Below are 14,881 nucleotides of genomic sequence, written 5' to 3'. Positions count from 1 at the left end.
CAGTGTGGTCAAAATGGGGGAATCTTAAACTAGTAAAATAACATTTTTGTTTGGGATTTAAAAAACACCCCCGATCACCATAATCGAGGGCATACACTTATTTTCTCACACAAAACACCATACGATCTTTACCATTGATATCATGAACGACTTCTGTTTCTGCATCCGGGAAGGTCGCGCGCAGGAGATCCGCAACCGTTTCTCCCTGGCCGACTCCGACTTCAAAGCCAATCAAGAATTTTTCTTTTATGACAAGAGGCAGCTCTTCCATAAAGCGTTTATACAAATCATAGCCGTCTTCCCCACCAAATAAAGCGAGTTCCGGCTCATGATCAATCACAACATTTGATAGAGTTTCGCGATCCGTCAGTGGGATGTATGGAGGGTTGGATAAAAGAATATCCAGCTTCACACCGGCCTGGATCAAAGGTTGTAACAAATCTCCTTCAAAAAAGCGCACATCTGCGTCGAGTCTCCTGCTATTCTCCCCGGCAACCGCCAGTGCTTCCGAAGAAATATCGACAGCCATCATTTCAAGAGGCAACCGCTTTGACTCATGCTTTAACGTAACGGCAATCGCCCCGCTTCCCGTCCCGACATCGGCAGCCTGCAAAGGAGAAGCCGAATCACTGAACAAATCCTTCATCTTCTCCAGACCATAATAAATCAGCTCTTCCGTCTCCGGTCGAGGAATCAGTACATGCTCATTCACCACAAACTCACGGCCATAAAACTCCTCGGTCCCGATGATATGCTGAATCGGGACGCCGCCAGCATGCGTCCGGATCCCCTCCTGAAATTCGTCCCATTTTTCTTGAGGGACGGACCTCCGCTGTTCCGCCAGCAGCTGTGATCGTGACATGCCAAGCAGATGCCGCAGATAGATTTCTCCCACATTCTCATCGCGGCCGTTTTCGACTAAAAAAGAAGAAGCCCATTTCAGGGCTTCAAATACCGTCACCATGACTATTCTTCCAGTCTTTCAAGAAGTTTGGACTGATCTTCAATGATTAATGCATCGATGACTTCATCCATTTTTCCTTCAAGGATTTGGTCAAGCTTCTGGATCGTCAGTCCGATACGGTGATCCGTGACGCGGTTTTGTGGGAAATTGTACGTACGGATACGCTCGGAACGGTCACCGGTACCAACGGCAGATTTACGATTGGCATCGTATTCCGCTTGAACCTCGCGCTGGAATTTATCGTACACGCGGGCACGCAAAACTTTCATCGCTTTTTCTTTGTTCTTGATTTGGGACTTTTCATCCTGACATGACACGACGACACCTGTCGGGATATGCGTAAGGCGCACGGCAGACATGGTCGTATTAACACTTTGTCCTCCAGGGCCGCTTGAAGCGAACGTATCGACACGGATATCTTTATCGTGGATATCGACTTCGACTTCTTCCGCTTCCGGCAGGCAGGCAACCGTTGCCGTCGACGTATGGATACGTCCGCCGGACTCTGTTTCAGGTACACGCTGCACGCGGTGTGCACCGTTTTCATACTTCATTTTAGAGAAAGCGCCATTTCCGTTGATCATGAAGATGATCTCTTTGTATCCACCGACACCAGTGGAGTTCGCTTCCATCACTTCAATCTTCCAACCTTGTGCTTCAGCGAATCGGCTGTACATGCGGTATAAATCACCGGCAAACAGGGCAGCTTCATCTCCACCTGCAGCACCACGAACCTCCATGATAACGTTCTTATCATCGTTCGGGTCTTTCGGGATCAATAATATTTTCAGACGGGCTTCCAACGCTTCGATTTGCTCTTCAAGCTCGGAAACTTCTTCCTTCACCATTTCACGCATATCAGCATCAAGCTTATCATCCAGCATCGCCTTCGCGTCTTTATACTGCCCGGTCAATTCTTTATATTCTCGATATGCTTCTACCGTTGCTTGGATGTCTGATTGTTCTTTTGAATAATCTCTTAGCTTCTTTGGGTCATTCACAATTTCTGGATCACTCAATAGTTCATTTAACTTATCATAGCGATCTTCCACTGCTTGTAAACGATCGAACACAGCTATTCACCTCAATTTTAATCCATAACAGTACAATTATATTATATGGTGTATGTAAACACAAGGAGGAGCGGGAATCGAGAGAGGAGGATTTCACGTGAAAAGGGGCAGCTCATAAGCTCCCCCTTCCCATTATCTTTCGGTGATTTTCACATTGATATCATAGCGGGGAATCGCTTTTTGCAACTTATCTTTCAGCATGGCTTCCTCTTTATCGGTCTCCGCCATGGTCATTTCCTTCTTCGTATGGGCCGTCACCCACATTTGATTCCCATTGATCCACACCTCATCAGGCTGGAATTTCGAATAATCCCTTACCACTTCACGTGCTTTGTCTTCATACACACCGGTTGTCGTGGAAGTCGTACCTTGAGAATTGGTCAGGTTAGGGAAATTGGGATTTTGATCCGTGACATCCCGCACACTTTCATCCTGGCGCTTATCCATCTCCGCCTTTCGGTTATCTATGAAACGGGTCCCGCCACTGTCATTATGCACACCGTATTCCGACTCCTGATTCACACCACATGCTGTAATCAAAAGAAAGAAAACGGTAAAAGATAAAGCTAATGCTACTTTCTTCATGCTTTCACACCTCCTCCTTTTAGGTTTTCCTGGAGGAGGGTGGTTATGCATGCACAAAAAAACAAAGCCACAACCATATGACTTTGTTTTTACTCACTATTTATACTTCCTTCACCATATCCGGAGTGACGCTCATCCCGGTCGGTACTTCATGATGATGACGGCATCTTGGCTCGTAGGCTTCGGATGCGCCGACGAGGATGATGGGATCATCGTAACAAGCCGGTTCACCATTGATCAGGCGCTGCGTCCGACTTGCCGGAGAGCCGCATACGGCGCAAACGGCTTGGAGCTTTGTCACCTGCTCAGCGATGGACATCAAATCCGGCATCGGGCCGAATGGTTCTCCGCGGAAATCCTGGTCAAGTCCTGCGAGGATGACACGGTATCCGCTGTTCGCTAACTTTTGTACGACGTCGACGATGCCTTCGTCAAAAAACTGAACCTCATCGATGGCTACGACATCCACCTCTGGATTCAGGTCATCAAGGATCACGCTTGACTCCTCGACTGCTTTGGCGATGACAGAGGTACCATTATGAGATACAACCGATTCATCACTGTAGCGATTATCTAGTTTTGGCTTATACACAGCAATTTCTTGTTTGGCAAATTGAGTGCGTCGTACCCGGCGGATCAGTTCTTCAGATTTCCCTGAGAACATGCTGCCGCAAATGACTTCTACCCAACCCGTTTGTTTCATGACATACACGAAAGCGCCTCTCCTTCCTTACACATTGATCTATAAAAAACAGCCTGGCTGTTAGTGAAAACGGACTATATATTAGTTAAAGCATTCCTTTATGTACGGGAATCATGCTCAAAATCCTGTAATTTGGCAGAAAAAAAGAGGCACAGCTCAATTGAAACTGCCTCTATTTCTTCAACCATTTGCTTTAAACGTAATAAAAAACAGGCAAGCATGAAGATCCTTGCCTGTTTTTCTAATAGAAGAGAAGGACTGGCACCTACGCACAAAGGCGTTCGGTGCAGCCTTCTGGCTCTTCATTATTGTTGTTGATTTTTAAGACCGTATTTTTTGTTGAAACGGTCAACACGTCCACCAGCGTCAGCGAATTTCTGACGTCCTGTGTAGAATGGATGGCATTCAGAACATACCTCAACGCGCATTTCTTCCGCTACAGAACCAGTTTCAAATTCGTTACCGCAAGCACAGCTAACTTTGATCGTGTTGTACTTAGGATGAATTCCTGATTTCATTTCTTTCATCTCCTTCCGCCCTGAATCATCTGAGACAGAGTAATTTATTACGAAGATATATGTGATATGAGCATAAGCATGAGAGTAATAGCCAGCCCCTTACCACATCCAGTTTTTAAAAACACATTGATATCATTATAACAAGGACAAGGTATTTTTGCAACCTGCAAAACTGGAAATTCCAGTCTTCCTTTTCCTTGAAAAATCATTTGACTATTAGATTAACGCTTCTTGGACTCTTCTGTCAACACATTGAAAAACTCTTCATTCGTCTTCGATTGCTTCAGCTTGCGCATAAGCTTCTCGGCGAAATCAGGCTGATCGGACATAGCTTTTCTGATCGCCCATAATTTTTCAAGATGATCCGGTTTGATGAGAAGTTCCTCACGACGCGTTCCGGAACGACGGATGTCGATGGCCGGGAAGATGCGTCGTTCTGCAAGGGAACGATCCAGGTGAAGTTCAAGGTTACCTGTTCCTTTGAATTCTTCATAAATGACGTCATCCATACGGGACCCTGTGTCGACAAGGGCCGTTGCCAGAACCGTCAAGCTTCCGCCCTCTTCAATGTTACGGGCTGCCCCGAAGAATCGTTTCGGACGGTGGAACGCAGCAGGGTCGATACCACCGGAAAGAGTCCGTCCACTTGGCGGGATGACGAGGTTGTACGCACGTGCAAGACGAGTGATACTATCCATCAGGATGATGACGTCACGCTTGTGCTCAACCAGACGCATGGCGCGCTCAAGCACGAGCTCGGCCACTTTGATGTGGTTTTCCGGCACTTCATCAAATGTCGAACTGACGACTTCTGCTTCTACCGAACGCTCGATGTCCGTTACTTCCTCTGGACGCTCGTCGATGAGAAGGATGATGAGTTCCGCTTCAGGATGGTTCGTTGTGATCGAATTGGCGATTTCTTTGATCAGCATCGTCTTACCGGCTTTAGGCGGTGCCACGACTAATCCACGTTGTCCAAATCCGACTGGTGCAATAAGATCCATGATACGTGTGGAAATTTTATTTGGTTCTGTTTCAAGCTTCATTTGACGGTCAGGGTATAAAGGCGTCAATCCTGGGAAATGCACACGCTCTTTTGCAGAATCAGGCTCTTCCCCGTTCACCATTTCAACATGAAGCAGTCCGAAATAACGCTCGTTTTCTTTCGGTGGACGTACTTTCCCTGATACTTTATCCCCGTTACGCAGATCGAAACGACGGATCTGAGACGCAGAAATATAAATATCCTCAGAGCTTGGAGAATAGTTGATCGGACGTAAGAAACCGAAGCCTTCTGATTGGATGATCTCCAGGACACCTTCCATGAAAAAGAAGCCTTCTTGTTCTGCACGAACTTTAAGGATGGCAAATATCAGTTCTTTTTTTGTTAATTTACTATAATAAGAAACTTTGTATTGTTTGGCTAGCTCGTAAAGCTCTTTCAGCTTCATATTTTCTAAGCTAGAGATTGTTAACTCTTCCATTATGACACCACGCTTTATTAATTTGTCCTACCTAAAAATAAAAAAAGAAGGGTAGATTTTCTAAAAATGAAGAAATAGTTGAAGCATATATAAAGAAAAAACGCTGAAGATAAAAACCTTATCTATTGTAACCATACTTTTCATTAAGAATCAATGACTGGGTAGAAAAAGGAAGGTAGATTTGGTAGATAGGCAGCATTTTTTCAGCTATGAAGAAAAAAAGTGAGTGATAAGAGCGTGGACGGGCAGGTGTCCTGCCCATCCGTTACTCTTATATAAGAGGAGTTGGTTTCTCTCTCTGTATTGCTTGTTTCTATTATCTCATGACCAGGTTCGGTTTTTTCTGAAGACTGTGGCGTCCGTCGATGAATCGGACGGTACCGGACTTTGCACGCATAACGACAGAATGAGTCAGACCGTGTGTCCCTTTGAGCTGAACACCTCTCAACAGTTCTCCGTCTGTTACACCTGTTGCTGCAAAGATGGCATCATCACCGCATACGAGGTCTTCCATTCGAAGAATCTTGTCCACATCCAGCCCCATGCTGATACAGCGCTGAAGTTCCGCATCGTTTTGCGGAAGAAGCTTCCCTTGGATTTCTCCTCCAAGACATTTCAACGCAACGGCCGCCAGAACTCCCTCTGGAGCACCGCCGGATCCGAACAGGATATCAACTCCCGTATGATCGAATGCCGTGTTCATGGCGCCTGCCACGTCTCCATCATTGATCAGCTTGATGCGGGCTCCCGCTTCTCTCAACTGCTGGATGATATGTTCATGACGCGGGCGATTCAAGACTGTCGCCACCACGTCTTCAATATCCTTATTCTTTGCTTTCGCAACGGCTTTCAGGTTATCGATGACAGAAGCGTTAATGTCGATTTTCCCGACCGCTTCCGGTCCGACTGCGATTTTATCCATATACATATCCGGTGCATTCAGTAGGTTTCCATGGTCTGCCACCGCGAGTACCGCCAGTGCATTCCAGCCTCCGGAAGCAACGATATTCGTTCCTTCCAACGGATCGACGGCTACATCGACGCGCGGACCGTAGCCTGTCCCTAATTTTTCACCAATATAAAGCATCGGAGCTTCATCCATTTCCCCTTCACCGATGACGACCGTTCCTTTCATCGGCACGGTATCGAATACATCGCGCATGGCAGAAGTTGCAGCGTCATCCGCTTCATCCTTCTTTCCGCGACCCATCCACCTGGCCGATGCAAGGGCAGCCCCTTCTGTTACTCGAACTAGCTCCATTGATAAACTTCTTTCCATGTATATAGCCTCCCGTAATCCCTTTTGTTTTACAATAATCTTTAATTGTATAACATATTAACAGATTTATTGTAACACATTAAGGGAGTTGGAGAGACAGTTTTTCGAAAAAAGTAGGACATAATGGTTCAAATAAGCAAAAAGTGTTGCGAATCTACGACTTCATCTGCTCCAATTCCTCGGCAGACATTTTTTCACGCCAGATGGTGGCACCGAGGCCTTCGAGTTTGGCAACAAGGTCGCTGTAGCCGCGGTCGATGTGTTCGAGGCCGGTGACTTCGGTGATGCCTTCTGCCATTAAGCCTGCGATGACGAGGGCGGCTCCTGCCCGGAGGTCGCTTGCCTTCACTTTGGCTCCCTGCAGTTGGACTGGACCGTTGACAATGGCTGAACGTCCTTCGACTTTGATTGTGGCATTCATTCTTCTCAGCTCATCAATATGCTTGAAGCGGGCTGAGTAGATCGTGTCCGTTACAACGGCAGAGCCTTCTGCACGATTCAAGAGAGTGGTGAATGGCTGCTGAAGATCCGTTGGGAATCCTGGGTAAACGAGTGTTTTCACATCGACGGATTTGAGCTTGTCCGCCCTGCCGATGAAGATCTGATCGTCGTTCGTTTCGATAGGCACTCCCATTTCACGAAGTTTGGCGATGACCGATTCCATATGTAACGGGATGACATTGTCGACGAGTACCCCTTTACCGACTGCAGCGGCAAGGATCATGAATGTTCCCGCTTCGATACGGTCAGGAATGATGGTGTGACGGCATCCGTGAAGCTCGTCCACTCCATCGATACGGATCACGTCTGTTCCTGCCCCTTTGATCTTCGCACCCATATTGCTCAGTAATGTGGCAACGTCAATGATCTCAGGTTCTTTTGCCGCATTTTCAATGATCGTTCTGCCTTTGGCGCGAACCGCTGCAAGCATGATGTTGATCGTTGCGCCGACACTCACGACATCAAGGTAGATACGGGCACCCTTTAGTTCATCGGCACGAAGATAAATGGCACCCTGTTCGTTGGTAACTTCTGCTCCAAGTGCCTCGAACCCCTTAATATGTTGATCGATCGGACGTGGACCAAGATGACATCCACCCGGTAATCCGATGACCGCTTTTTTGAAACGTCCGAGCATCGCACCCATTAGATAATAGGATGCACGAAGCTTTTTCACCTTCCCGCTTGGTAAAGGCATGGACACCATTTGACTTGGATCTACACTCATATCCCCATCTTCCAATGTGACGGAACCACCGATCTCTTCTAAGAGATCTTTCAGCGTTCTTACATCAGAGATATCTGGTAACCCTTCGATTGTGACCGGAGAATCAGCAAGAATGGTTGCCGGGATCAAGGCTACCGCACTATTTTTGGCCCCGCTGACTTTAATGGTACCTTCCAGGGGGTAACCTCCTGCAATTTTTAGCTTTTCCATATTAAACTCCCTTCCACTGTTCATCGATTTAGGGCATGCTACCCTATACCTAAAACAAAAAGGATTATTTTTCCAATAGAAGACGTTCTAAGAAGTATTGTCTACTAGTGTATACATAATTCGTCAAAACATGTATAGGATAATCGGATTTTTTTCCTTTAGACCGATTGACCTAAAATCAGCGATTATTCCAGTCATTCAAGAAGGCATCGATTCCTTTATCCGTCAGGGGATGCTTGAATAATTGTTTCAATACTTTAAGAGGAACGGTTGCGATATGTGCTCCTCGGAGCGCCGCTTCCGTAATATGCTGCGGATGGCGGGTGGAAGCCGCGATGATTTCCGTTTCCAGACCGTGAATCGCAAAGATCTCGGCAATCTGGGAAACCAGCTCCAGGCCGTCATGACCGATATCATCCAACCTTCCTAAAAAAGGCGAAACATACGTCGCTCCAGCACGAGCCGCTAAAAGCGCCTGATTCGCACTGAAAATCAGCGTGACATTTGTCTTGATCCCTTCTTTAGCAAAAGTAGATGCTGCCGTCAGACCATCAGGTGTCATAGGAAGCTTCACCGTAATATTCGGAGCGATCTTCGCAAGCTCCCTTCCCTCTTTAATCATCCCTTCAGCATCCAATGCGATGACTTCAGCGCTTACAGAACCGGGGACAAGATCCGTGATTTCTTTTAGTCTGTCCTCAAATGTAACGCCCTTCTCTTTTGCTACAAGGGACGGATTCGTCGTCACTCCTGAAATAATACCCCAGTCAAATGCTTCCTTGATTTCACTCATGTTTGCTGTGTCTATGAAAAATTTCATTTTCTCTACCCCATTTTCGACAAAATTTTCAATCATCTTTTAATGAACGGAAGGGACTGACCCAAAAGGTATCAAACCTCTCCCGGTGCCAGTCCCATCCTACAACTTCATTCTTTTTCTACCACTTAAGGAAAGCCCCTAATCTACCCCCAGGGACTTTCCAAACATTACCTGACTATTACGCCTGGTTAGAAGAACCGAATTCGCGCATTTTACCAGCGACTGTCGCTTTGATCGCTTCGCGTGCAGGTCCCATGTATTTACGTGGATCGTATACTTCTGTATCTGCTGCAAGTACTTCACGTACCGCTTTAGCAGAAGCAATTTGATTTTCAGTGTTCACGTTGATTTTAGCTGTTCCGTAAGAAATCGCTTTTTGGATATCTTTTGTAGGGATTCCAGTACCACCGTGAAGGACTAGAGGTACTCCAGTCGCCGCACCGATTTCTTCCATTTCTTTGAATCCTAGGTTTGGTTCACCTTTGTAAGGACCGTGAACGGAACCAAGAGCAGGTGCAAGAGTATCGATACCCGTACGTTCAACCATCTCTTGGCACTCTTTAGGATCTGCATAGATAACGCCGTCTGCCACTACGTCATCTTCCTGTCCACCGACTGTTCCAAGCTCGGCTTCAACAGAAACACCTTTAGAGTGAGCATATTCAACCACTTTAGAAGTCGTTTCAATGTTCTCCTCGAAAGGACCGTGAGAAGCATCGATCATAACAGAAGTGAATCCTGCATCGATCGCTTCTTTACATTTGTCAAAGCTTGAACCGTGATCTAAGTGGATTGCAACAGGAACGGTGATGTTCAGGTCTTCCATAAGACCTTCAACCATTTTTACAACTGTTTTGAAGCCGCTCATGTAACGGGCAGCACCTTCAGATACACCAAGGATGACAGGTGATTTTTCTTCTTCAGCCGCTTGCAGGATCGCTTGAGTGAACTCAAGGTTATTCAGGTTGAATTGACCTACCGCGTAGCTTTTTTCTTTTGCTTGAATAAGCATGTCTTTCATTGAAACTAAAGGCATAGTTATTTCCTCCTTGTATTCAGTCAGTCGACCATTTTGGTATAAATGGCGGTGTTATGTATAACACCTTGTGACATAGTTAACAAATTCACTTGTATCATACCAAAACAGAATTGATTTTACCAACTGCAGAGGCGAAATGTTAAAAATACTACTATTTTTACTATTCAAATAACTTCCTTATACTGGAATATACTGTCTGACGGCCTGTCGGATATCATCAATATCAAACGGCTTCGCAAAATGGGTAAGCGCTCCCAAGTCCTTTGCCTCCTGAATCATGTCGAGTTCTCCGTAGGCAGTCATGATAATGACGCGGATATCCGCATCTTTCTGCTTCATCCGTTTCAGGATTTCAATTCCATCCATTCCAGGAATTTTCATATCGAGCAAAACCAGATCAGGGGAATGCTTATCTACGATTTCAAGAGCCTGGATGCCATTCGCAGCTTGAAATGTTTGGTAGCCTTCCTTTTGCAACACTTCATTTAATAGAATCCTAATACCAAATTGATCGTCCACAATCAGAATCTTCTCATTCATATACCCAGTCCCCTTCTCATTTTAGTAAATTATGTATTCCGACGGTAAATAATTGTATATTTATTACTTATTCTCTTTTTCTGTAAAAAAATCCTGCTTGTTCTCAAGATTTTGCTAGAGACCTTTTTCCCCTTTATAATAAGGGTTATGATGAGAAATGTCGAAGATGAATATGGAAGGAGTTTGAACTTAATGATTAAAATGTTCACAACACAGTTAACGGGACTGTTCAAACGGATATACGATAAACAGGAATTCGAAATTGAGGACGGCGCACGCCTCCTTGCCCAGGCCGCCATCGGACAAGGAAGCATCTACATAAAAGGCTACCGGGAAATGGATGCCGTCGCCGCTGAAGCACTGTTCGGTGCCGAGCCGCTTCCTTCTGCTAAACGATTTGATTCTTCCATTGAGCTGACGGAAGCAGACCGTGTGCTGATCGTCACCCGCTATTCCACGGATGAAGAGGCCGTTGCGTTCGCCAAGAAGCTTTCTGCTGACGGTGTGCCCTTTGTAGCGGTATCCGGCATGGTGGATGGAGATGAGAGTCTAGTGGACCTTGCCGACATTCATCTGGATACAAAAGTGATCAAAGGGATGCTCCCCGGCGATGAAATTGGTGAGCGCGTGAGCTTTCCGTCAAGTATGGCTGCCCTTTATCTCTATTTCGCATTGGGGTTTGTGATCCGTGAAATGTTGGAGGAGTATGAGGACTAATTCCTGAAAGTAATCGAGAGGCATCCGACCGGGATGCCTCTCTTCTTTTCAAGCCTTGCGCTTTTTCGCATGAATATACGTCACGGCCAACGCTAATACTAGTACACTCCCTTTGATGATTTCAAATGCATAGTATGGAAGATTCATCATGGTTAATCCATTCAGCAGGACCCCGATCAGGGCTGCCCCGAAGAAGGTTCCGAGTATGTTGGGTTTTCCCGCCCCAAGGACGGAAAAGCCTACAAATACGGCCGCGACGGCTTCCATCAGGAGCGGGGCACCGGCGTCCATCTGACCGGATCCGACCCGGGCCGTGTACAGGATTCCGCCGATCGATGCGAATATGCCTGACAAAACGTAGGCAATAAGTTTCACCCGCTTCACACGGACCCCGGATAAGCGTGAGGCTTCTTCATTTCCCCCTGTCATGTACAGGATGCGTCCCCATGTGGTGAAATGCATGATTACATACACAATGGCGACCAGAACGAGCATGATCCATACCGGTACCGGCAGGCCAAGCCATTTCCCCTGACCGATCCACAGGAACGTGTCGGAGAATTTTCCCGGCGCCGTGCCCCCTGTTGTCATGGGCATGTGATTGTAAATCGAATAACCTTCTGTATATGTACGGTGAACACCTGAAATGATATACATGGCCCCTAATGTTGCAAGGAGGTCGGGAATACCGAATTTCACGATCAGCAGGGAGTTGAACAACCCCACCCCGGCCCCTACCAGTAATGGAGCGACAAGTACGATCCACAATGGGGCTTCATACCAGACCATCAACGATGCGGTCACGACCGTGGATAAGGAAACCGTCGAACCGACAGACAAATCGAAGCCGTCAACAATGAGGGTGAAGGTCACCCCGATGGCCACCAGCGTGACGATGGAAATCGACCGCAGGATATCTGACAGATTCCCGTACGTAAAGAAGAAGGGATTGTAGAAACTGAAAAAGAGGAGGATCACCACCATCAGAGCGATGGCACCATATTTAAATAGTAAGTCGAGTATCTTGCCTTTCATGTATATCCGTCCCTCCTGAAGCATAAAACAATATGGTTTCCTCCGTCGCTTCTTCTTTTGTTAGTTCTTTGACGATCCGGCCATCATACATAACGAGAATCCGGTCCGAGATCGCCAGGATTTCTTGTAATTCACAGGAAAAGTAGAGAATCCCCTTCTTTTTTTCGGCGAGGTCTTGAATGAGTGAGAAGATTTCCTTTTTCGCTCCCACATCCACCCCTTTGGTCGGTTCATCAAATAAGAATACCGAAGCCTCATCTGTCAGCCACTTTCCGATGGACACCTTCTGCTGATTTCCCCCACTTAAAAAGTTCGCCTGAACGTCATTAGTTGCGGTCTTGATTCCAAGGGAGCGGATTTTTTCCTGGGCAAGCTTGCGTTCTTTCCTCTTATTGATCCATAACCCGTTGGAGACTTTCTTCAAGGAAGGAAAACTGAGATTGTGCTGAACGGATTCATGAATGAACAGCCCCTCTTTCCGCCTCTCTTCGGGAACGAGTGCCAATCCATTTTGAACCGCGTCCTTAGGAGAGTGAATCGTGAGCTTTCTCCCTTTGAGGAAGAACTCTCCTCCTTCAAGGCGTGAGGTTCCGAATAAAGCTTTGGCAAGCTCCGTTTTTCCCGCGCCGACAAGGCCCGCCACCCCGACTATTTCTCCTTCCTTGACCGATAAGTGAATATCCTTCACTTTCCGACCATCATCTAGTCCCTTCACCTCATACAGTGTTTCACCTTTCATAAGGGAGCTCTTCTGGAAATCTTCCTGGAATGACCCACCCAGCATGGCCTCTATGATTTGGTGGGAGTTCGTTTGAAGTGTTTCATACGTTCCGACTGTCTCCCCGTCCCTCATCACCGTGATGCGGTCGGAAATTTGAAACACTTCAGGCAGTCGGTGTGAGATGAAGATGATCCCCACTCCCTCTTCTTTCAAATCGTCTATCACCTGGAATAACCTTTCTGTTTCTGAAGAACTAAGTGGCGCCGTCGGTTCATCCAGGATCAGTACTTTTGCTTTATGGAGAAGGCTCCGGGCAATGAGGACCAACTGCTTTTCAGCCAGACTTAACGAAGAAGCGGGCTGATGCAGGGGGATCGATTCGGCCCCGATCTTACTCAGTGCCCCCTCTGCTTCTTTTTTGAGCTTTTTTTGGGTGATGAAGAGAGAACCTTTTTGCGAGAATTGATCCAGGCAGATATTTTCCGCCACCGAGAGCTCAGGGACGATGGCCGTATCCACTTCCTGGTAGACACAGTGAATGCCGTGTTCCTTGGCTTCCTTCGGAGATTCATAGACTCTTTTTTCAGAGAGAAGGGTGATGTCCCCACTATCCCCGACATAGGCTCCTGATAAAATTTTCATCAGGGTGCTTTTCCCTGCCCCATTCGCTCCCAGCAGGGCATGAACTTCTCCCCCCAGCACATCGAATCTAGCATTTTTCAGTGCTTTCACTCCAGAAAAGCTCTTGTTGATACCCGACATATTCAAAAGTGGAGACCCCATCGCTCCCAGCTCCTTTCTAGTTTGTGAACGAAGATTCGAGCTCTTTCAACTCATCTGTATATCCCTGCTCACTCGCTCCCCATCCTTCAATATGCTCGTTCAATTGATCCGTTGTAATCGATTCTTTCGGTAAAGCAGCTTTTTCAATGAACACAGGATCCAATTTCACCTTTTCAGGCGTTTCTTTTCCGTCAAGCTTTTGATAAAGGAAGCGGACCTGGACCCTGCCGATATCTTTCGGATCTACAGCTGCCGATGCCACCCAAGGGCTGCCGTCTTTTTGAATGATCTGAAGATCCTCGTCACTCATATCGATTCCGTATACTTTGATTTCATCTCTGCCTGCCGCTTCGATTGCCCGGACGGCACCTTTCGCAAATTCATCCCATGCTGCCCAGACAGCATCGATGTCCCCTTTGTTTGGATATTGTTTCAAGATAGCCTCCATTTGGGCCTGTGTATCCAGCGCTGTATTCTGACTCGCTGCTCCAAATGCCGCGACTTCTTTAATATCCGGATTTCCCTTTAAAAATTCTTCGTATGCCGACTGACGTCTTTCCATGGGCGCAAAGCCTGCGACCCAAATTTTTACGATCTCACCCTTGCCGCCAAGCTCATCTGAAAGCTTCGTCAAGGTTTGTTCAGCCATTTGTTTGTCCCCCTGCTCGAGGACCGTCACTCCTTCTGATGCCACATCCGCATCAAATACGACAACCGGAATATTTTGTTCTTTCGCCTTTTCCACCCCTGATTGCAGAGCTTCTTTCGTTCCATGGTCGATCAGGATGCCATCAAATTTTTGGTTGATCGCCGCGTCCAGGTTAGAGGACATTTTGGCGAGATCCCCTTCCGAAGTGAACACTTGAACCTTCCCCCCGAACTTTTCCACCTGTTCCTTGACCCCTTCTATGTATTGAGCGGAAAATGTCCCGAGATTGATTTGCATGATAAGGGCAATTTTTTTATTGGCTAATGGATGATCGGAAGTCGCTTCCCCGCCGTCTGCTTCCGCCTCCTGTGATACCTTTGGCTGACAAGCCGCCAAACTGAAAAGTAGTGCGATTAATACGAGTAATGATGCCGTTTTTTTCATCTTTCTTTTCTCCTCCCGAGGGGGATCCCCCTCCATTTTTTCAAATAAAAAAACCCCTTTTCCCAAGAGAAAAGAGGTTTATGTATAAA

Annotated in this window: 15 protein-coding genes; 1 reads left to right on the top strand and 14 read right to left on the bottom strand. The window is 46.7% G+C overall.

Annotated elements, in window-relative coordinates; translation table 11 throughout:
* Positions 1-97: 97 nt before the first annotated feature.
* From prmC to ATG71_RS05175, 11 genes are all read right to left on the bottom strand, one after another.
* The gene (prmC, locus tag ATG71_RS05225; RefSeq protein ID WP_286162914.1) at positions 98-964 is read right to left on the bottom strand and encodes a peptide chain release factor N(5)-glutamine methyltransferase; all 867 of its coding nucleotides are present in this window, start codon (positions 962-964) and stop codon (positions 98-100) included.
* Between the two features lie 2 nt (positions 965-966).
* The gene (prfA, locus tag ATG71_RS05220; protein WP_098438713.1) at positions 967-2,037 is read right to left on the bottom strand and encodes a peptide chain release factor 1; all 1,071 of its coding nucleotides are present in this window, start codon (positions 2,035-2,037) and stop codon (positions 967-969) included.
* Between the two features lie 132 nt (positions 2,038-2,169).
* A complete protein-coding gene (locus tag ATG71_RS05215) occupies positions 2,170-2,622 on the bottom strand; it encodes a hypothetical protein (RefSeq protein ID WP_098438712.1) in 453 nt (150 codons plus the stop codon).
* A gap of 100 nt (positions 2,623-2,722) precedes the next feature.
* Positions 2,723-3,334: a thymidine kinase gene (locus tag ATG71_RS05210; RefSeq protein ID WP_098438711.1), complete on the bottom strand. Its 612-nt coding sequence runs from the start codon at positions 3,332-3,334 to the stop codon at positions 2,723-2,725.
* Positions 3,335-3,630: 296 nt separating this feature from the next.
* Positions 3,631-3,843, bottom strand: a complete 213-nt coding sequence (gene rpmE, locus ATG71_RS05205) for a 50S ribosomal protein L31 (RefSeq protein WP_034765123.1) — start codon at positions 3,841-3,843, stop codon at positions 3,631-3,633.
* 221 nt (positions 3,844-4,064) lie between these two features.
* Positions 4,065-5,327, bottom strand: a complete 1,263-nt coding sequence (gene rho, locus ATG71_RS05200; RefSeq protein WP_060674356.1) for a transcription termination factor Rho — start codon at positions 5,325-5,327, stop codon at positions 4,065-4,067.
* A 316-nt stretch (positions 5,328-5,643) separates the two neighbouring features.
* The gene (gene glpX / locus ATG71_RS05195) at positions 5,644-6,606 is read right to left on the bottom strand and encodes a class II fructose-bisphosphatase (protein ID WP_098438710.1); all 963 of its coding nucleotides are present in this window, start codon (positions 6,604-6,606) and stop codon (positions 5,644-5,646) included.
* 154 nt (positions 6,607-6,760) lie between these two features.
* Positions 6,761-8,044 carry a UDP-N-acetylglucosamine 1-carboxyvinyltransferase gene (locus tag ATG71_RS05190; protein WP_098438709.1) on the bottom strand — a complete coding sequence of 428 codons (1,284 nt, stop codon included), beginning with the start codon at positions 8,042-8,044 and terminating at the stop codon, positions 6,761-6,763.
* A gap of 178 nt (positions 8,045-8,222) precedes the next feature.
* The gene (gene fsa, locus ATG71_RS05185) at positions 8,223-8,864 is read right to left on the bottom strand and encodes a fructose-6-phosphate aldolase (RefSeq protein ID WP_098438708.1); all 642 of its coding nucleotides are present in this window, start codon (positions 8,862-8,864) and stop codon (positions 8,223-8,225) included.
* Positions 8,865-9,042: 178 nt separating this feature from the next.
* Complete coding sequence (gene fdaB / locus ATG71_RS05180; protein WP_098438707.1) at positions 9,043-9,900, bottom strand: class IIb fructose-bisphosphate aldolase FdaB; 858 nt, start codon at positions 9,898-9,900, stop codon at positions 9,043-9,045.
* 180 nt (positions 9,901-10,080) lie between these two features.
* Positions 10,081-10,443, bottom strand: a complete 363-nt coding sequence (locus ATG71_RS05175) for a response regulator (protein WP_034765110.1) — start codon at positions 10,441-10,443, stop codon at positions 10,081-10,083.
* Between the two features lie 192 nt (positions 10,444-10,635).
* Here ATG71_RS05175 and ATG71_RS05170 point away from each other — a divergent pair, with 192 nt between their 5' ends.
* Positions 10,636-11,160, top strand: a complete 525-nt coding sequence (locus ATG71_RS05170; RefSeq protein ID WP_098438706.1) for a DUF2529 domain-containing protein — start codon at positions 10,636-10,638, stop codon at positions 11,158-11,160.
* 48 nt (positions 11,161-11,208) lie between these two features.
* Here ATG71_RS05170 and ATG71_RS05165 read toward each other — a convergent pair whose 3' ends face one another.
* Genes ATG71_RS05165 through ATG71_RS05155 form a run of 3 tightly spaced genes read right to left on the bottom strand, consistent with a single transcriptional unit; the run spans position 11,209 to position 14,792 of the window.
* Positions 11,209-12,195, bottom strand: a complete 987-nt coding sequence (locus ATG71_RS05165; protein WP_098438705.1) for an ABC transporter permease — start codon at positions 12,193-12,195, stop codon at positions 11,209-11,211.
* Positions 12,164-13,699: a sugar ABC transporter ATP-binding protein gene (locus ATG71_RS05160; protein ID WP_098438704.1), complete on the bottom strand. Its 1,536-nt coding sequence runs from the start codon at positions 13,697-13,699 to the stop codon at positions 12,164-12,166. The genes ATG71_RS05165 and ATG71_RS05160 overlap by 32 nt, the downstream gene beginning before the upstream one ends.
* Before the next feature lie 16 nt (positions 13,700-13,715).
* Positions 13,716-14,792 carry a sugar ABC transporter substrate-binding protein gene (locus ATG71_RS05155; RefSeq protein WP_098438703.1) on the bottom strand — a complete coding sequence of 359 codons (1,077 nt, stop codon included), beginning with the start codon at positions 14,790-14,792 and terminating at the stop codon, positions 13,716-13,718.
* Positions 14,793-14,881: the final 89 nt, after the last annotated feature.

It is taken from the genome of Bacillus sp. es.034, assembly GCF_002563655.1.
GTDB lineage: Bacteria > Bacillota > Bacilli > Bacillales > Bacillaceae_B > Rossellomorea.
Note: the sequence above shows the minus strand (reverse complement) of the source record. Positions and strands in the feature narration are given on the sequence as shown.